This window comes from Agrobacterium sp. NPDC090273, from assembly GCF_044772305.1.
In the GTDB taxonomy this organism is placed as follows: Bacteria; Pseudomonadota; Alphaproteobacteria; order Rhizobiales; family Rhizobiaceae; genus Agrobacterium.
Window position 1 is genome coordinate 1190023 of sequence record NZ_JBIVYN010000001.1, and the last position, 18773, is coordinate 1208795.

Here is an 18773-nt window from a genome sequence, read left to right on the forward strand (position 1 = left end):
TGATATATACGGGTCGCGTTCGCGGCGCGGATGAACAAGCCGATGTCTGACAGTGACGAACCGCAAGGCGGTATTCGCGCAGGACGGACGGAACAGACTGCCGGGCAAGCCGAAAACCTTGCCTGCCCGACGAGAGGGAGAAGGAAATGATGAATTTCGGAAAGACGGCTTTGCGTGGCGCGGCTTTGGCCTTTGCGATCTTCGCCGTCCCGATGGCTGTTTCGCCACTTACCAGCCAGGCGTTTGCCGACAGCACGGTGAAAATCGTCGTCAACAAGACCCCCATCACCAGCGATGATATTTCGAAACGCGTTGCGTTCCTGAAACTGCAGCGTCAGAGCGGCAACCTCAACCAGAAGGCTCGTGACCAGCTGGTCGACGAAGCGCTCAAGCGTGAAGAGATCGCCCGCGTAAAGATGTCCGTCAGCACCGATGACGTTGACGCCGCGTTCGCTCGTTTCGCCGCCAACAACAAGATGAACCCTCAGCAGTTGACGCAGATCCTGTCGCAGGCCGGCGTCGGTGCCGACCACTTCAAGTCCTTCATTGCCGTGCAGATGAGCTGGCCGCGCCTCGTGAACGCCCGTTATGGCGCACGCGCCAAGATGTCGACGCAGGATCTGGTAACGCGCCTCAAGGAGCGTGGTGAAAAGCCTGTGACGACGGAATATTTCCTGCAGCAGGTGATTTTCGTCATTCCCGAATCCAAGCGCAAATCGATCACCGGCAAGCGCAAGAGCGAAGCTGAAGCATCGCGCAAGAACTATCCCGGCTGCGAACAGGCCAAGACATTCGCGGCCACCATGCGCGACGTCGCGATCAAGGATCTCGGCCGCATTCTCGCACCAGAGCTGCCCGAGGACTGGAAGGCTCTGGTTGAAAAGACCAAGGAAGGCGGAACCACCGGTACACGCGTCACCGAAAAGGGTGTTGAATATCTGGCGATCTGCAAGCAGCGTCAGGTTTCGGACGACTACGCGGCCGAACTGGTCTTCAAAGCTGAGGACCTGATGAAGGCCAAGGATGGCGAGAACCCGAACGAGGCGAAGTATATGGAAGAACTGCGCAAAAAGGCGCAGATCGTCAACACCTGACGCGAAAGCCTGCCATCCGTGACACAGATTTCCCTGCCGCTTGCCCTAACCCAGGGCGATCCCGCTGGTATTGGCCCTGATATCGCAATTACAGCATGGGCAAAACGCAGGGAAACAGGTCTGCCGCCGTTCATCTATATCGGTGATCCGGATGTGGTGGCGAGCCGTGCCGCCTTGCTTGGTATCGACATTGCGATCAAGACCTGTGAGGTTGAAGACGCGGTCGCGTGTTTCGACGATGCCTTTCCGGTTCTCTCCCTGCCGGTCGGTTTTGACGTGCAGGCTGGCCAGCCGCATGTCGGCGCTGCCCATGCGACGATCAAAGCCATCGAGACGGCAGTCGCGCTCACGGTCGAAGGCAAGACTGCCGCAGTCGTTACAAATCCCATCGCAAAATCCGTGCTTTACGAGGCAGGTTTCGGTTTTCCGGGCCACACGGAATTCCTCGCCGAACTTGCATTGCGGATGACTGGCAAGGCCGTAACACCGGTGATGATGATTGCGGGCCCGAAGGTGCGCGTCGTGCCGGTCACGATCCACATCCCGGTCAAGGACGTTCCTTCCGCTTTGACGGAAGAAGCCATCGTCGAGACCTGCCGTATTATCGATACGGATCTGAAACAGAAATTCGGCATTGCCGCACCGCGTCTGGCCATAGCCGGTCTCAACCCGCACGCGGGCGAGGACGGTGCGATTGGCGTCGAAGATCGCGATATTATTCACCCCGCCGTCATTGGGCTTCGTAAGGAGGGCATTGATGCTTTCGGGCCTCTGCCCGCCGACACCATGTTCCATGACGCCGCCCGCAAACGTTATGACGTGGCTGTCTGCATGTATCACGACCAGGCACTCATTCCGGCCAAGGCACTTGGTTTCGACGATTCCGTCAATGTCACGCTCGGCCTGCCTTTCATCCGCACATCGCCGGATCACGGCACCGCTTTCGGCATCGCCGGTCAGGGTATCGCGAATGAAACAAGCCTCGTGGCAGCGCTGAAAATGGCTGCAGACATTGCCGGTCGCGGCAAGGCTGGTCTTTGATGGCGGCCATTGACGGGCTCCCCCCTCTCAGGGACGTTATCCAGCGCCATGGTCTGGATGCGAAGAAATCTCTCGGGCAGAACTTCCTCTTCGACCTGAACCTCACACAGAAGATCGCCAGAACCGCTGGCCCGCTGGAAGGCGTCACGGTCATCGAGGTTGGTCCTGGCCCTGGCGGCCTGACACGCGCCATCCTCTCGCTTGGCGCGAAGAAAGTCATCGCCGTTGAGCGCGATAGCCGATGCCTGCCGGCACTGGCCGAAATTCAGGCCCATTATCCCGGGCGCCTCGAGGTGATCGAGGGCGATGCGCTGAAGACCGATTTCGAGACGCTTGTTCCGGCTGGAGAGCCGGTCAGGATCATCGCCAATCTTCCCTACAATGTTGGCACGCAATTGCTGGTCAACTGGCTACTCCCCAAAGCGTGGCCTCCGTTCTGGCTGTCGATGACGCTGATGTTCCAGAAGGAAGTCGGTCAACGCATCGTGGCGGAAGAAGGTGACAACCACTACGGGCGCCTCGGTGTGCTGGCGGGTTGGCGGACAGTGGCTGAAATGGCCTTCGACGTGCCGCCGCAAGCCTTCAGCCCGCCGCCAAAGGTCACCTCTACCGTCGTGCATCTGCTGCCGAAGGACAAGCCAATGCCCTGCGACGTGGCGAAGCTTGAAAAGGTGACCGAAGCAGCCTTCGGTCAGCGCCGCAAGATGCTGCGTCAGAGCGTGAAAGCGCTGGGCGGCGAAACGCTTCTGGAAAAAGCCGGGATCGATCCGACACGTCGGGCGGAAACGCTCTCCGTCGAGGAATTCGTGACGCTCGCGAATTCGCTTTAGACTTTCTCCGATCCGCATTGCGGGCATGTAACGAGGGTTTGAAAGTGGACAATCAACCGTTTCACTACAAGCTCGATGGCGCCTCTTCCTCGACGGCATCACCTGTCGTTTTGCTGCATGGATCGGGACGTACGGAAGACGACCTCCTGCTGTACGGTCGTGAAGCTTTTCCGGGGCATAAGCTGTTTCTACCGAGAGGAAATGTCGCCTGGGAAAACGGTTTTGCGTTTTTCAGGCGACACCCGGACAGAACGCTTGATATCGAAGACCTGAGAGATCAGGCAGCCAGGCTCTGCGACTTTCTGGAGTTTGTGGCTCGTCAAACCGGACAAAGACCGTTTGTCGCGGGATACTCGAACGGCGCGATCATCGCTGCAGAGACAATATTCCAGAAGCCCGAACTGTCGAGGGGCGCCATTCTGCTGCGACCGCTGTCGCCGCGCTCTGGTGAACCCTTCCCGCCACTTCACGGATACCCTGCCCTGCTGCTCGCCGGTATGCGGGACGACAGACGTCACCCAGAGGATGCGCCGTTCCTTGCAGATCAATTGACAAAGGCGGGGGCCGCGGTGTCGCTGAAAACGCTCACGGGTGGTCACGGCTGGGCGGATGACGCAGCCGATGTGCGCCATTCGCAGGACTGGCTGTCGTGCCAGTAATAAACCTGATTCAGGAATTAGGTCAGCTTTAGAGTTTTGGCTCTTCTTCAAGCAATTCGCGCACGAAGTCGAACATGCCGTGGCGACGGTCGCGACGCACGCGCTCGGCCTTCACAATGGCCTCCACGGCGTCGAAAGCAGCCTGTAGGTCATCATTGAGAATGACATAGTCGTAATCGCGCCAGTGCTCGATTTCAGAGCGGGAATTTACCAGGCGCGTCTGAATGACCGCTTCTGTGTCTTCAGCTCGGCGATGCAGGCGCGATTGCAGCTCGGTCATTGTCGGGGGAAGGATGAAAATCGACACAACGTCACTCTTCATCTTGTCCTGAAGCTGCTCGGCGCCCTGCCAGTCGATATCGAACAGCATGTCCATGCCTTCGGCCATCGCCGCTTCCACCGGCTCTCTGGGAGTGCCGTAGAAATTGCCGTGCACTTCGGCCCATTCCAGCAACGCATCGCCATCACGCATCAACTCGAATTCGCGCTTGGAGATGAAATGATAGTGGATGCCTTCAATCTCGCTTTGACGGCGTGGACGTGTCGTCACGCTGACGGACAGCTTGATGTTCTTGTCCTTGTCCAGAAGGTTTCTGGCAATCGTGGACTTGCCCGCGCCTGACGGCGACGAGATCACCAGCATCAGCCCTCTGCGGGCAATCTTGACGGGAGAATTGTTCACCGGGGCCATGGCCTACTCCAGATTTTGGACCTGTTCGCGGAATTGGTCGATCACCACTTTCAGCTCGATACCAGCAGCGGTTACCGCACTGGCGTTCGATTTGGAACAGATGGTATTCGACTCCCGGTTAAATTCCTGTGCAAGAAAGTCGAGCTTGCGCCCAATCGGGCCACCAACCTTCAAAAGCTCACGCGAGGCTGCAATATGCGCGTAGAGGCGGTCGATCTCCTCGCGCAGATCCGCCTTCGTTGCAATCAACGCCGCTTCCGCATGCAAACGGTCACGGTCCAGTCCCTGGGCCCCGTCGCCAATCAGGGCGATCTGCGCGGCAAGGCGCGCGGCAATCTGCTCCGGTTGCCGCGACGGGTCGCGTTCAATAACCGTCGCAAGCTGCTCGATGCGGTCGATATGCCCCGACAGAATACCGTAGAGCGATTCCCCTTCCCGCTCGCGCATTGCCTTGAGCTTAAGAACGGCTTCGGCAAAACCTGCCAGCACATCGCGATTGCGGGCAGCCTGCGCCTCGGCGTCATCTTCCGCCTCACGGAAGTCCACCAGTCCGCGCACGGACAGCAGCGTGTCGAAACTCAACGGCTTGTCGTCAACGACATTGCCGAGCTCCTTCTTAAGCGCCAGCACAGCATCCAGCGCGTCGCGGTTGATAACCGCTTCCAGCCGGTTTTCGGCGGTTGCCAGGGATAACCCCGCCTGGATATTGCCGCGCGACAGGCTGCGGGATGCAACCTCGCGCAATTCCGCTTCCAGACCTTCCATACCCGTTGGCAGACGCAGACGTAAATCCAGGCCCTTGCCATTCACGGAGCGCAGCTCCCATGCCCAGCGATAGCGTCCGGACGCACCTTCGCTGCGTGCGAAGCCGGTCATCGATTGCAATGTCATTCCTGAAGTCCCCACAGCATCATGCAAACCGGGCCTCGTTTGATCGAGGCCCGGCAAAAACTCATCAATTGTTGGCTGGTTTTTCCGCTTCCGAACCACCCGGCTGGCCGTCTACGGCAACGTCTGGATTTCCACCGGCTGCCGCTTTTTCCGCCTCGATCTTGCGCCAACGGCGGACATTGGCGTTGTGTTCTTCCAGCGTCTTGGCAAAAGCATGACCGCCCGTCCCATCGGCGACGAAATAAAGATCGTCCGTGCGCCAGGGATTGGCAACCGCTTCCAGTGCGGCGCGTCCTGGATTGGCAATCGGCGACGGCGGCAGTCCCTTGATGACATAGGTGTTGAACGGCGTCTGCTTCTGCAGGTCGGACTGGTAGATCGGACGGTCGGACGGTTTGCCGTCGCCACCGAACAGTCCATAGATGATCGTCGGGTCAGACTGCAGGCGCATGCCCTTCTTCAGGCGGTTGTAGAATACGGAGGCCACATGGGCGCGCTCGTCGTCCTTGCCGGTTTCCTTCTCGACAATAGACGCCAGCGTTACAAACTCTTCAACTGTCTTGATCGGCAGGTCGGGATCGCGGCGCTCCCAGATCATCTCGATCAGCTTGTTCTGGGCAACGCTCATCTGATTGACGATTTCTTCGCGCTTGGTGCCACGCGTGAAACGGTAGGTATCGGGGCGAAGGCTGCCTTCCGCCGGCAGGCTGGCGGGAAGCTCTCCGTCCAGAACCTCGTCGGCTGCCAAACGAGCAAACATCTGCTTGACCGTCAGACCTTCCGGCAAAGACACGGAATAGAGAATCGACTTGCCGGACTCCAGCAACAGCAGGATGTCCTTCATCGAGGCGGCAGCCTTGATCTCATATTCGCCCGCCTTCAGCGTCTGCTCCTTCTGAAGATAGCTGCCGGTCATCAGACGGAAAACACGTGCGTTGGTGATGACGCCATTGCGCTCCAGATTGTTGGCAATCTCGATGAGGCCGGCGCCGTTGCGCACTGTGAAATGGGTATTGGCTTCCAGCGGACCGGGCTCCTGGAAGGAGTTGATCATGTAATAGAAGGCGGCAACGGCAAGCACGCAGACGGCAACCGCCAGCGTCATCAGGAAATTCAGGAAAATCACCAGTTGCCCATGAGCCTTGCGGGAACGCTTTGGCGGAGCCGGAACTTTTTCCGGTCGCAGCGCCTCCGTCGGAGACTTCGGAATGATCGGGCCGCGGCTACCTTCGCCCGCGCCGTCGCGTCCGTATTGTCCCTGGCTGTTCTGGTTCGTATCGCTCACCGGCGGTCCTTTTCAGTTCGGCATTATCAGCGCTTTTTGCGCAGGCAATGCGGCAAAAACAGGTTCGGGATGCCATCCTGCACCACATCAAAGCATCGGTGGCGGTTTTCCGCACGGTTTTACGAAAACTCGTTCCCAATACGGCAGATAACGCAAACTGACATAAGTTTGGCGAAGCGGAAAAGTTGCCTCGCCTAAGGCGTTATCCTTGGCCTCCGATGCACAACGACCGGAGGCGGTTTTCGACGATTCCGTCTTTAACGGCAAGAGCCGTCAGACAATCAGGCTTCGTAGCGACGCAGAACGAGCGACGCGTTGGTGCCGCCGAAGCCGAAGGAGTTCGACAGGGCAACGTTGACGTCGCGCTTGCGGGCCTTGTGCGGCACGAGATCGATCTTCGTCTCGACATCGGGATTGTCGAGGTTCAGCGTCGGCGGGACGATGTTGTCGCGGATCGCAAGTGTTGCGAAAATTGCTTCGATCGCACCTGCCGCGCCGAGGAGGTGGCCCGTAGCCGACTTGGTCGACGACATCGAAATATTCGACGCAGAATCGCCAACCAGACGTTCGACCGCACCGAGTTCGATGGTGTCGGCCATGGTGGAAGTACCGTGGGCGTTGATGTAGTCGATATCGTCGGGCGTCAGGCCGGCGCGCTTCAGCGCCATGGACATGCAGCGGTAAGCGCCCTCACCGTCTTCGGACGGCGCGGTGATGTGGTACGCATCGCCAGACAGGCCGTAACCGACAACTTCTGCGTAGATCTTCGCACCGCGTGCCTTGGCGTGTTCGAGCTCCTCGAGAACCATGATACCGGCACCCTCGCCCATGACGAAACCGTCGCGGTCACGGTCATAGGGACGCGATGCCTTCTGCGGGTCATCGTTGTGCTGTGTGGAGAGCGCCTTGCAGGCAGCAAAACCGGCAAGCGCAATACGGCAAACCGGCGATTCGGCGCCACCGGCAACCATGACGTCAGCATCACCGAGGGCAATCAGGCGCGCGGCGTCGCCAATGGCATGCGCACCGGTCGAGCAGGCTGTTACGACGGCATGGTTCGGTCCGCGCAGCTTGTGGCGGATGGATACCTGACCAGACACCAGATTGATGAGGCGGCCGGGAATGAAGAAAGGCGAAACGCGACGCGGACCCTTGTCTCGCAGCGTGTAACCGGCTTCGACGATACCTTCGAGACCGCCGATACCGGAGCCGATCAGGACGCCGGTCATGATCTGGTCTTCGTCGGTTTCAGGGTGCCAGTTGGCGTCGTTCAGCGCCATGTCGGCTGCTGCCATACCGTAGACGATGAAGGGATCGACCTTGCGCTGTTCCTTCGGCTCCATCCAGTCATCAGGATTGAAAGTGCCATCGGAACCATCGCCAAGCGGAATACGGCAGGCGATTTTTGCGGGAAGGTCTTCGACCTCGAATTCCGTGACCAGACGGGCGCCGTTCTGGCCGGCAAGCAGCCGCTCCCAGGTCACTTCCGTTCCGCATCCAAGAGGAGATACCATGCCGGTACCGGTGATAACGACACGCCTCATGCCAACGCTCCGCCCTTATCCAATCATCGGTCTTTTCTTGCTGCGTCTCTGATCGTCGATGACTTGCAGATGACACTACAACATTCTGAATATGCGCATAAACCATTTTGCCGGACCATTTCCGGCCAAAGGGACTACGCGCCGGAGACACGCGCCAGCTCTGCGTGCGCCTCTCGCGATAAAATATTGGCCCGGACAAGCCGGGCCAGAACGGGAGGTTGAATAACCTCCCCGAGTACGGTCGATCAGGCCTGTGCCTTTTCGATGAACTTTACGGCGTCGCCAACGGTCAGGATCGAGTCGGCAGCGTCGTCAGGGATTTCAACGCCGAACTCTTCTTCGAAAGCCATAACCAGTTCAACGGTGTCGAGCGAGTCAGCGCCCAGATCGTCGATGAAGCTTGCGCCTTCAACAACTTTGTCGGCGTCAACGCCAAGATGATCAATTACAATTTTCTTTACGCGTTCTGCGATATCGCTCATGTCGGTTTCCTCGACCTTTATTTTAAAAGGGAATGCCTTGCGGCACCCTGCCCTGTCAGAAGCCCTCAAGCACCGTTCAAATCCGGCACCGCGGGCAAACCCGTTAAACCCGGTCCAAGCTAGACATCGTTGCAAAAATTCGCAACGGCTTACTGTCTCTCCGGGACGACTGTTCACAGTCTTGGCCCGCTTAACATGGTTTCAATCGGTCGAAAAGCCTGAAAACGCGCTAAGCACAGCGTATCACAGGCTCTTTCGCCTGAAACCAGAGCGGGTAGACACTTGCAGGCGCCAGGAAAATGCCTGGTTCGACCCGGGCGCCAGCAAGATTTCAAAAGACGCGAGACCCTTTCCGTAACGGAAAGGGTATCACATCAGATCATCGCCATACCGCCGTTCACATGCAGCGTCTGGCCCGTCATGTAACCCGCTTCGTTGGATGCGAGATAAAGTACGGCGGAAGCGATTTCCGCACCGGTTCCCATGCGCTTCATGGGAATGGCACCCATGATGGCTTCTTTCTGCTTGTCGTTCAGCTTGCCGGTCATGGCGCTTTCGATGAAGCCCGGAGCCACGCAGTTGACGGTAACGTTACGGGTTGCGATTTCCTGCGCCAGCGACTTGGAGAAGCCGATCATCCCGGCCTTCGACGCGCAGTAGTTTGCCTGGCCGGGGTTACCGGTCACGCCAACGATCGAGGTAATGTTGATGATGCGGCCGAAACGGCGGCGCATCATCGGATGCGTCAGTTCGCGCGTCAGGCGGAACATCGCCGTCAGATTGACTTCGATGACGTTATCCCAGTCTTCGTCGCTCATACGAACGAAAAGGCCATCCTTGGTAATGCCGGCGTTGTTGACGAGGATGTCGACGCCTTCCAGCTCGGCCTCGGCCTTTTCACCCAGCGCCTTAACCTCGGCGCGGTCCGCCAGGTTTGCCGGGAAAATCTTGACGCGATCGCCAAGCTCGGCGGCAAGTGCCTCAAGCTTTTCGACGCGCGTGCCGTGCAGGCCGACGGTTGCGCCCTGCGCGTGCAGCATGCGGGCGATTTCTTCGCCGATGCCGCCAGTTGCGCCTGTGACGAGAGCCTTGCGGCCGGTCAAATCAAACATGGAATGTTCCTTCTTTAAACGGGGCGACGGCGGCCTTCAGCCTGCGAGGGTCGCCAGGAGCTGATCGATATCGGCAGCATTGTTGACGGCGACGCCATTCACCGTCTTGTCGATGCGGCGTGCAAGCCCTGTCAGGACCTTGCCGGAGCCGATCTCATAAAGTTGCGTGATGTTGTTGGCGGCAAACCACTCTACCGTCTCGCGCCAGCGAACCTGGCCGGTGACCTGCTCTACCAGCAGTGCAGCGATTTCATTGGCATCGGAGACAGGCGCCGCGCGCACGTTGGCGATGACGGGCACGATCGGGTTCTTCTTTTCCACCTGTGCAAGCGCTTCGCGCATCGCATCTGCCGCAGGGCTCATCAGCGCGGAATGGAAGGGCGCGGAAACCGGCAGCATGATGGCGCGCTTCGCACCTTTTTCAGAGGCAATGGCGGCCGCCTTTTCAACGGCAGCCTTGCCACCGGAAATCACGAGCTGCCCGCCGCCGTTGTCATTGGCGATCTGGCAGACGCCGTGGCTTTTCGCCTCTTCGCAGATTGCGGAAACGACGTCATGCTCAAGGCCGATGATAGCCGCCATCGCACCTTCACCAATAGGCACGGCAGCCTGCATGGCGTTGCCGCGAATGCGCAGCAGGCGGGCGGTGTCGGCGATCGAGAACGTGCCGGCAGCGCAAAGTGCCGAATATTCACCAAGCGAGTGGCCGGCGACATAGGAAACGGAATCGGTCAGCTTGAAACCGCGCGCTTCCAGCACGCGCATCACAGCCATCGAAACGGCCATCAGCGCAGGCTGCGCATTGGCGGTCAGCGTCAACGTTTCTTCCGGTCCGTTCCACATGATATCGGACAGCTTCTGGCCGAGCGCCTCATCGACTTCTTCGAAGACAGCGCGTGCTTCTACGAACGTATCGGCAAGTTCCTTGCCCATGCCGACGGCCTGGCTTCCCTGACCTGGAAATGTGAATGCAGTACCCATGGGATGTGGTCCTTCTTTTCTGGCCTTCCCTTATATTATCGGGACTTCCATTCACATTCCGGCCCATGAAGTCAAGGCTTGAAGCCTATGGATGGGCCAAGCCCCGGGGTTTTGCCGTCCAATTTCACGTTTTCAATGCAGCATATTTTTTCTTGCACTGCGGCATTTCCAGACTAATTTCATGCCACCTTCCAAGCATCAGGACATTTCCATGAAACATAGAACATTGGGCCGCACGGATATCTCCGTGTCCGAAATCTGCCTTGGCACGATGACGTGGGGCACCCAGAACACGGAAGCCGAAGCCCATCAGCAGATGGATTACGCCCTGGAAAACGGCGTCAACTTCTTCGATACGGCCGAACTTTATCCCACCACACCGGTATCGGCCGAAACGCAGGGCCGCACGGAAGACTATATCGGCACGTGGTTCGAAAAGACCGGCAAACGCAAGGACGTCATTCTTGCCACCAAGGTCGCCGGCTCCGGCCGTGATTATATTCGTGGCGGGCGTGATATCGATGCCAATGCCATTCGCGAGGCGGTCGACACAAGCCTCACGCGCCTGAAGACAGATTATATCGACCTCTACCAGATTCACTGGCCGAATCGCGGCACCTACCATTTCCGCGGCGCATGGGGTTTCGATGCCAGCGGTCAGGCTACAGAACGGACGCTTACCGAGATCACCGAAAAGCTGGAAACTCTTGGCGAACTGGTCAAGGCCGGCAAAATCCGCGCAATCGGCCTTTCGAATGAAAGCGCCTGGGGCACGCAGAAGTACATCGATATCGCCGAGGCCGCCGGTCTGCCGCGTGTCGCAACCATTCAGAACGAGTACAATCTGCTCTACCGCAGCTTCGATCTCGACCTGTCCGAAGTGGCCCATCACGAGAATGTCGGCCTTCTCGCCTACTCGCCTCTGGCAGCTGGCCTTCTGACCGGCAAATATCAGAACGGTGCGCGCCCGGCCGGTTCGCGTGGCACGATCAATCGCGATCTCGGCGGCCGTCTGCAACCGCTGCAGGAAGCACCGGTGAAGGCCTACATCGATCTCGCTGCCAAGCACGGAATCGATCCGGCACAGCTTGCCATCGCCTTCTGCCTGATCCGCCCGTTCATGGCTTCCGTGATCATCGGCGCAACGACAATCGACCAACTGAAGAGCGATATCGCAGCAGCGGATGTCAAACTTTCCGATGATGTTCTGAAAGGCATTGCCGAAATTCATCGGCAGTATCCAATGCCGATCTGACCCCAGACATCGGACAGAGAATTTCATGCCCCGCAGTTGCGGGGCATTTTTCATTATAGACGCTCAGACCCGTACCCCTTGTCCGACGCAATCAGTAAAACCGAGGATTTCAAAAACGATGCCCAGTCTTTCAGAACCGGTCATCCTGGTTCACGGCCTCTTCGGCAATCTCAACGATCCGGAGATACTGGCGCCATTTGACGGTATCGACGTGCATACGCCTGACCTGATCGGTTACGGCCGATACCGCGATGAGCCCATCGAAAATTTGACCTTGCGCGATCAGGCCGACCACGTCGCCGGTCATATCCGCAATATCGGCCGTCAAAAGGTTCATCTTGTCGGGCATTCAGTTGGCGGCGCGGTTTCGGCGCTGGTTTGCCAACATTATCCAGATATGATCGCCTCGTTTACAAGCGTCGAAGGCAATTTCACGCTGAAGGACGCCTTCTGGTCGGGACAGATCGCCCAAAAGCCCGATGCAGAAGTGGCAGAGATCATAAGAGAGTACGAGGCGGACCCGGCTGAATGGATCGCCAAGGCGGGCGTCCCGGTCAATGACTGGACATTGTCGCTTGCGAAGGGATGGCTGGCCAATCAGCCAGCCACGACGATCAAGGCGCAGGCAAGGGCTGTTGTTGCGACGACGGGGCACGACGACTATCTATCCGGCCTGCGCGCGACGATGGGAAGCGGCCTTCCGGTCTATCTGGTTGCCGGCGCCCGTTCCGCCTCCGGTTGGGATGTCGCAGACTGGGCAAACGATCTTTGCAGGATGCGCGTCAACATTCCCCGGACCGGACACCTGATGATGGCGGAAGATCCGGCATTGTTTGCGTCCACAATTCTCAACTGCCTTTCCTGCGCATGAGCGAAATGGCGCGAAAGCCAGACTTTCCCTTGCATTCCCGGCAAAAATGCGTATAAGCGCGCTGTTCACGACACCCGGTCTTATGGCTGGTGGCTGAACGGAGGGCTGGTTCCGGTAACGGAACAGCAGGAACCATAAGGTTTTTCCGGCCTCCCGTGTCTCCGCTCTCGACCGTCTCGAACAACGCTTTTCTTGCTTTCGGCATATGCCGGCCAAGAGCAGTCGTTGAGGCTTAGCGCCGTTGCCGGGTGAAGGACAAAACGCAAGAAAGGCAAGCTTAAATGGCTCTTTACGAACACATCTTCCTTGCTCGGCAGGATATTTCTGCTCAGCAGGTCGACGCACTTGTAGAACAGTACAAGGGCGTTATCGAATCGTTCGGCGGTAAAGTCGGACGCGTCGAAAACTGGGGTCTGAAGTCCCTCACCTACCGCATCAAGAAGAACCGCAAGGCTCACTACGCCCTGATGGACATCGACGCTCCGGCGGCTGCTATCCATGAAGTTGAGCGTCAGATGCGCATCAACGAAGACGTTCTTCGTTACATGACCATCGCTGTTGAAGCCCACGAAGAAGGCCCGTCCGCGATGATGCAGAAGCGCGATCGCGACGACCGTCCGCGCCGTGACGGTGACCGTCCGGACCGTGGCCCGCGCGAAGGCTTTTCCCGCGACGACCGTCCGCGCCGTCCGCGCGAAGACCGTGCATAAGAAGGAGATTTGACCAATGGCTGACGCATCCTCTTCCCCGGCACGCCGCCCGTTCCACCGCCGTCGCAAGACGTGCCCTTTCTCCGGCGCAAACGCTCCGAAGATCGACTACAAGGACGTACGTCTTCTGCAGCGCTACATTTCTGAGCGCGGCAAGATCGTTCCTTCGCGCATCACCGCCGTTTCCCAGAAGAAGCAGCGCGAACTCGCTCAGGCGATCAAGCGTGCACGCTTCCTCGGCCTGCTGCCTTACGTCGTAGCATAATGACTTTGCGAGGCTGCGTTTCGACGCGGCCTCGTTTCTCCTTCCGCGTTGGGCGCGGATCGAGACAGACATAAAACCCATGTTGGGGACAACGCTCCACCGGAACGGTCCTCTAACTGCTTAATTTCCAGCAGGACAGCGAAGTGCAAAAGTTGAACCAGACAGTGCTGACCACCGGCATCCTCGCCGGCATATGCGCCGCGTTTCTGACGCTGGGCGCAACGGCACAGTCGTCGCTTTCTTTCCTGCTCTATGCTGCGTCCGCCATGCCGATCCTGATTGCAGGCATGGGATGGGGCAACATGGCCGCCATCGTGGCCATCGTGACCACGGCCGCCATCGGCGCTGTTGTCATGTCGCCACTGTTTGCCGTGACGATCGCGATCTTTACGCTGATCCCGGCAGGCTGGGTGTCTCACCTTGCCAACCTCGCACGCCCGGCCTCCGAAATCGGCGGCCCGCAGGATCTGCTCGCCTGGTATCCGCTTTCCGGCATCCTGCTGCATCTTTGCCTTCTCATCTCGATTGCCGTCGTCATTCTCGGCTGGACGATCGGTTATGGCCCCGACCTCGTTTCGCGCCTGGTCGATATGATGATGACGTCTGTTCAGAGCCGCGAGCCACTGTTTGAGCCTGATGCCGCAGCGCTGGCGCAGAGCAAGTCACTGCTTGTGCTGATGTTGCCGATCGTGCAGGGCGGCCTTTGGGTTTTGCTGCTGTTTACAGCCTATTATCTGGCCACCCGCGTGGTCGGTTCCTTCGGCAAGGGTCTTCGCCCTCGTGAAGACGTTCCGTCGGCACTTCGCATGCACCGCAATGCGGTTTTCATTTTCCTCGCAGGCATTGTCGCGACATTTGTGGGCGGTGTTCCCGCCATGATCGGCGCGGTTGTCTGCGGCACCTTCGGCGCAGGTTTCCTGATGTCCGGATATGCCTCGCTGCACAAGCGGGCGCGCGGCAAGGACTGGCGCATCCCCGTACTGGTACTCGCTTACCTGTCGGCAATCTTCGTCTTTCCGCTTCTCATCATTCTCGTGCTCGGTTTGAGCGACGTGCGCAGCACGGTCTCCCTCACGCCGACGCGGAAAACTGACAATACGAACGAAACCAACACCTGAAACTAGAAAGGATCAAGAAGATGGACGTTATTCTTCTCGAACGCATCAACAAGCTCGGCCAGATGGGCGAAACCGTAAAGGTTCGCGACGGCTACGCACGTAACTTCCTGCTACCGCAGGGCAAGGCACTGCGCGCCAACGCTGCCAACAAGACCCGTTTCGAGACCGAGCGCGCAACGCTCGAAGCTCGTAACCTCGAGCGCAAGTCGGAAGCCCAGAAGGTTGCCGAAGCTCTCGCAGGCAAGTCCTTCATCGTCGTCCGTTCGGCTGGCGAAACCGGCCAGCTCTACGGTTCTGTCGCTGCTCGTGACGTTGTTGAAATCCTCGCTGCAGAAGGCTTCAACGTTGGCCGCAACCAGGTTGAACTCAACACGCCGATCAAGACCATTGGTCTGCACAACGTAACGCTGCACCTGCATGCTGAAGTCGAGCTGCAGGTCGAGCTGAACGTTGCTCGTTCGGCTGAAGAAGCTGAGCGTCAGGCAAAGGGCGAAAGCCTCACCTCCGCTGACGCCATCTACGGCGTTGACGAAGACGCTCTGCGCCCGGAAGACTTCTTTGATCCGGATGCAGAATTCGAAGGCGACGACGCATAATTTCAGAGCCCCCAACGGCTCAAAAAAAAGAACCCCGGATGGCAACATCCGGGGTTTTTCTTTGTCTGGCAGAGGTTTGAACGGCATTCAGTTCGCGGCGAGCCTGGCCTGGTCCGGCTCCTGGCTCTTGTCCACATGCACGACCACTGACATGCCGGGCGTCAATTCCGCAGCCAGAGGCTGATCAGGATCGATCGCGATACGAACGCCGACCCGCTGCGCGATCTTCACGAAGTTTCCGGTCGCATTGTCCGGCTTGATGACCGAGAATTCGGAGCCGGTCGCGGGCGAAAAGCGCTCGATATGGCCGGTGAGCTTTCTGCGATGCAGGGCATCGACGGCAATCGTCACAGGCTGGCCGGCCTGCATGCCGCTCAACTGGGTTTCCTTGAAGTTGGCGATGATCCAAACCTCGTGCGGGACGACGGCCATCAATTGCGTGCCGGCGGTCACATATTGCCCGACGCGGACGCCGACTTCGCCAAGCTTGCCGTCGCGCGGCGCGTGGATTTCGGTATTCTGCAGGTCGATCCTGGCCAGCTCGACCGCAGCCTCAGCATTGGCGACAGCGGCCTGCAACGAGCCACGGTTGACGATGATCGTCTGCAGATCCTGCTGCGAAACCTCAAGGGCTGCCTTGGCCTGAGAGACCGAAGCACGCGCCTTTTCCAGAGCGGCATGCGCCTCTTCCTGCGAGCTGGAGGTACCAGCCCCGCTTCTGATGAGGTTGTCCTGACGGTCGGACGCGAGCTGCGCCTGTTTCAACGATGCCTCGGCGCTTTCAACCGCTGCCTTGCTGGACGCGATATTGGCGTTGGCGGCGTTTTCCTGCTGACGGGAATTGTCGAGCGCGGCCTTGTGCGTGTCGAGTGTCGATTCGGCCTGTGCAAGCTTCTGGGAATAGATACGGTCATCTATTTTGACAAGCAGCGCACCTTGCTTGACCTCCTGATAGTCCTTGACCGGCACGTTGACGACATAACCGCTGACCTGTGGGCTCATGGTGGTGACATAACCGCGCACGAAAGCGTTGTCGGTCATTTCGACGGCGGACTGGAACGGTGGCAACCGCCATGCGTAGAGCACGAGCGCGACGCCCGCGATGCCACCAAGGAGGACAAGAATAGAAACCGGGGTAAAAATCTTCTTCAGCATTTTTGTTACTCTTGGACGTTCATGACTGTTGTGCCGGCACGGCATCAACGTTGTCCCGAACAATAAGCGGGCGGATGCGCAGCCATGCGTGGTGAATGAGAAGCGTTGCCAATGCCAGCGCCGAAACGACTGAGATCAGCAGGAAGGTATCGTTGTAGGCGAGCACGTAAGCTTCCTTGGTGACCTGCTGACTGAGAAGAGCCAGCCCTTCTGCGTTCAGCAAGACCGGGTCGGAGATAACGTGACTGTAGGCACTGGAGAGTTGCGAGACGCGCTGCGTGACCATCGGATTGGTCAAAAGGATGTTTTCGACCAGGACGTTGGAATGGAATTTTTCACGCAGGGTGACGAAACTGCCAAGCAGGCCGGTCATCAACATCGAACCGGTGATCTGCGTGAACAGGAAGATGGTGATGAAATTCACCAGATACGGCACACCCTTCGCCAATGCCCCGGCGAAACCTTTCGCCATGACTGGCGGCAGGAACATCGCCGCACCGAACGCGATCATCATCTGGCTGAGATACATCTGTTCCGGCCGCGTCAGGTTGGTGGACTGGCTGTCCATGAATGAACCTGTAGCAATGAGAGCGAGCGCAATCACATGGGCCGTTTCGACATATTTCGTCAACATCAACCACGCGCAGGCGGCACCGCCAAGCACGGTCGCCAGAAGAACAAGCGCGTAGAGCGTTGTCGTCTGGTCATTGAGCAGGCCAAGCTGCTGGTAGAAACTGACTGCCGTTGAGGACTGTTCCGAAGACACGGCGCGGTAGACGAGCAGCACACCCATGACATGCATGTTGGTTTTCGAAAAGATCCAGCGCAGATCGAGCAGCGGGTTCTTGCGCGGCAGTTCGACGAAGGCCAGCACCGTCAGCAGGGCAATCGCGACGGCAAGCAGCACACCGAGCCACCATGTCTCGAACCACCAGTAAAACCGGCCAAGTGTGAGGAACACGGCAAGACAGCCCAGACCGCCCGCAAACAGCAGGTAGCTCAGGATGTCCATGCGCTCGATCACCTTGGCACGTGGCGGCGGTGTAACCTTCAGAACATAGATCAACGCGAGCGAGATCAATGCAAGGCCGATTTCGAGCGAATAAAGTGCGTTCCAGCCATCGATCTGCAACAGTGACGGCGAGACCAGTCTTGCCAGCGGCGCAGACAGAAGCGTGCCTGTAAGCGCGATACTGAAGCCGAGCGAGAACTTCTTCGAAGGCGGAAATGCCTCGAGAATATAAAGGAAGCCGAGCGACGAAAGCGGTGCTGCCGCCATGCCGCTGACAAAGCGAACAACGATCGCCGAATGCAGATCCGTGACAAACAGGTTGAGACAGGACACCACGACAAACAGCAGGATGCTGACCTCGGCGAATGGCCGAAGGCCATATTGCGCCCTGACCTTGAAGAGCGCGATCGAGAAGGTCGCATAGGGCGCCATATAGGCAGCTGAGAGCCAGGCCACTTCTGCCACAGTGCCGGAAAACTCTCCCTGCAACTGGTAGATATTGGCCATGACGAGGTTCATGCCCATGCCCTGCGTGATGAAAAACAGCAGGCCACCGAAAATGTAGCTCAACCGCATCCAGAGCGGGCGTTCTACCGGCTGTGGCGGCTGGGCAGGCGCAGGCGCCGGTTGCTCGACAACGTCGAGAGCCTTTTCCGGCTCTGGCGTTTCGTCGGCGGCAAGGGTTTGAGGCAGGGTATTGCTCACGGCTTTGCCCTTTCCACCGCAAGGCTCTGCAGATTGGCAGAGAGCCTGCGCATCACATCGAGCGCGAGGCGCAGATCGTCCGTCGAAATATCGGCGACAATTTCTGCCCGCAGCTCCTTTGCCAGCCCCTGAACCGCTTCCGAGGTCTGTTTTCCATCCGGCGTCATGTGAATCCGCTTAGCCCGGCGATCATTCGCATCAGAACGCCGTTCGATGAGATTTTGTTTCTCCATGCCGTCGAGAACCCGCACAAGGGTCGGCGTTTCGATTTCCATTTCTTCGGCAAGTTCGGTCTGGGTCAACGGCCCACGCCGCGACAGTGCAAAAAGCGCCCGAGCGCGAGCCAGCGTCAGGCCGCTTTCGGCGACCCTCGCATCGAAAAATGCGCGCAGCTTTCGGGTAAAGGCCGAAACCTCATCGAGAAGCTGTTCCTTGTCGGTTTCACGCGACATCTAAGTTAACCTTATAATTAGTAA

Annotated in this window: 20 protein-coding genes; 10 read left to right on the forward strand and 10 right to left on the reverse strand. The window is 58.5% G+C overall.

Annotated elements, in window-relative coordinates; all coding sequences use genetic code 11:
- Positions 1–146: 146 nt before the first annotated feature.
- The 4 genes from ACIQT8_RS05900 to ACIQT8_RS05915 are packed head-to-tail and all read left to right on the forward strand — an operon-like array spanning position 147 to position 3624.
- Positions 147–1094, forward strand: a complete 948-nt coding sequence (locus tag ACIQT8_RS05900; RefSeq protein ID WP_262525175.1) for a peptidylprolyl isomerase — start codon at positions 147–149, stop codon at positions 1092–1094.
- Between the two features lie 18 nt (positions 1095–1112).
- Positions 1113–2135: a 4-hydroxythreonine-4-phosphate dehydrogenase PdxA gene (gene pdxA, locus ACIQT8_RS05905; RefSeq protein ID WP_400964199.1), complete on the forward strand. Its 1023-nt coding sequence runs from the start codon at positions 1113–1115 to the stop codon at positions 2133–2135.
- Positions 2135–2965: a 16S rRNA (adenine(1518)-N(6)/adenine(1519)-N(6))-dimethyltransferase RsmA gene (rsmA, locus tag ACIQT8_RS05910; RefSeq protein WP_138795701.1), complete on the forward strand. Its 831-nt coding sequence runs from the start codon at positions 2135–2137 to the stop codon at positions 2963–2965. Before pdxA ends, rsmA begins: the two co-directional genes overlap by 1 nt.
- Before the next feature lie 44 nt (positions 2966–3009).
- Entirely contained in the window at positions 3010–3624 is a 615-nt protein-coding gene (locus ACIQT8_RS05915; RefSeq protein WP_400964201.1) for an alpha/beta hydrolase, read from the forward strand.
- Positions 3625–3652: 28 nt separating this feature from the next.
- Here ACIQT8_RS05915 and gmk read toward each other — a convergent pair whose 3' ends face one another.
- From gmk to fabD, 7 genes are all read right to left on the reverse strand, one after another.
- Positions 3653–4315 carry a guanylate kinase gene (gene gmk / locus ACIQT8_RS05920; RefSeq protein ID WP_138795703.1) on the reverse strand — a complete coding sequence of 221 codons (663 nt, stop codon included), beginning with the start codon at positions 4313–4315 and terminating at the stop codon, positions 3653–3655.
- 3 nt (positions 4316–4318) lie between these two features.
- Positions 4319–5206, reverse strand: coding sequence for a YicC/YloC family endoribonuclease (locus ACIQT8_RS05925; RefSeq protein ID WP_400964204.1), 888 nt, complete (start codon positions 5204–5206; stop codon positions 4319–4321).
- A 64-nt stretch (positions 5207–5270) separates the two neighbouring features.
- Positions 5271–6491, reverse strand: a complete 1221-nt coding sequence (mltG, locus tag ACIQT8_RS05930) for an endolytic transglycosylase MltG (protein ID WP_138795705.1) — start codon at positions 6489–6491, stop codon at positions 5271–5273.
- 281 nt (positions 6492–6772) lie between these two features.
- On the reverse strand, positions 6773–8035 hold the full coding sequence (gene fabF / locus ACIQT8_RS05935; RefSeq protein ID WP_400964206.1) for a beta-ketoacyl-ACP synthase II: 1263 nt from the start codon (positions 8033–8035) through the stop codon (positions 6773–6775).
- Between the two features lie 245 nt (positions 8036–8280).
- Positions 8281–8517 carry an acyl carrier protein gene (locus ACIQT8_RS05940; protein WP_003502080.1) on the reverse strand — a complete coding sequence of 79 codons (237 nt, stop codon included), beginning with the start codon at positions 8515–8517 and terminating at the stop codon, positions 8281–8283.
- A gap of 374 nt (positions 8518–8891) precedes the next feature.
- Positions 8892–9629, reverse strand: a complete 738-nt coding sequence (gene fabG, locus ACIQT8_RS05945; protein ID WP_138795707.1) for a 3-oxoacyl-[acyl-carrier-protein] reductase — start codon at positions 9627–9629, stop codon at positions 8892–8894.
- A 36-nt stretch (positions 9630–9665) separates the two neighbouring features.
- A complete protein-coding gene (fabD, locus tag ACIQT8_RS05950) occupies positions 9666–10610 on the reverse strand; it encodes an ACP S-malonyltransferase (protein ID WP_400964208.1) in 945 nt (314 codons plus the stop codon).
- 211 nt (positions 10611–10821) lie between these two features.
- Here fabD and ACIQT8_RS05955 point away from each other — a divergent pair, with 211 nt between their 5' ends.
- The 6 genes from ACIQT8_RS05955 (at position 10822) to rplI (ending at position 15425) form a co-directional block, all read left to right on the forward strand.
- The gene (locus ACIQT8_RS05955) at positions 10822–11865 is read left to right on the forward strand and encodes an aldo/keto reductase (RefSeq protein ID WP_400964210.1); all 1044 of its coding nucleotides are present in this window, start codon (positions 10822–10824) and stop codon (positions 11863–11865) included.
- 118 nt (positions 11866–11983) lie between these two features.
- On the forward strand, positions 11984–12736 hold the full coding sequence (locus ACIQT8_RS05960) for an alpha/beta fold hydrolase (protein ID WP_400964212.1): 753 nt from the start codon (positions 11984–11986) through the stop codon (positions 12734–12736).
- 281 nt (positions 12737–13017) lie between these two features.
- Positions 13018–13446, forward strand: coding sequence for a 30S ribosomal protein S6 (gene rpsF, locus ACIQT8_RS05965; RefSeq protein ID WP_138795711.1), 429 nt, complete (start codon positions 13018–13020; stop codon positions 13444–13446).
- Positions 13447–13462: 16 nt separating this feature from the next.
- Entirely contained in the window at positions 13463–13711 is a 249-nt protein-coding gene (rpsR, locus tag ACIQT8_RS05970; protein ID WP_099057306.1) for a 30S ribosomal protein S18, read from the forward strand.
- A gap of 143 nt (positions 13712–13854) precedes the next feature.
- Entirely contained in the window at positions 13855–14829 is a 975-nt protein-coding gene (locus tag ACIQT8_RS05975; RefSeq protein ID WP_400964215.1) for a DUF2232 domain-containing protein, read from the forward strand.
- 20 nt (positions 14830–14849) lie between these two features.
- Entirely contained in the window at positions 14850–15425 is a 576-nt protein-coding gene (gene rplI, locus ACIQT8_RS05980; protein WP_138795713.1) for a 50S ribosomal protein L9, read from the forward strand.
- Between the two features lie 87 nt (positions 15426–15512).
- Here the strand turns inward: rplI and ACIQT8_RS05985 are convergent, their stop codons facing one another.
- The 3 genes from ACIQT8_RS05985 to ACIQT8_RS05995 are packed head-to-tail and all read right to left on the reverse strand — an operon-like array spanning position 15513 to position 18749.
- Positions 15513–16580 carry an HlyD family secretion protein gene (locus tag ACIQT8_RS05985; RefSeq protein WP_138795714.1) on the reverse strand — a complete coding sequence of 356 codons (1068 nt, stop codon included), beginning with the start codon at positions 16578–16580 and terminating at the stop codon, positions 15513–15515.
- A 19-nt stretch (positions 16581–16599) separates the two neighbouring features.
- Positions 16600–18297 (reverse strand): MFS transporter, encoded by a 1698-nt coding sequence (locus ACIQT8_RS05990; protein WP_262525164.1) that lies wholly within the window; start codon positions 18295–18297, stop codon positions 16600–16602.
- Entirely contained in the window at positions 18294–18749 is a 456-nt protein-coding gene (locus tag ACIQT8_RS05995) for a MarR family winged helix-turn-helix transcriptional regulator (RefSeq protein WP_138795715.1), read from the reverse strand. The genes ACIQT8_RS05990 and ACIQT8_RS05995 overlap by 4 nt, the downstream gene beginning before the upstream one ends.
- Between the last annotated feature and the right edge of the window lie 24 nt (positions 18750–18773).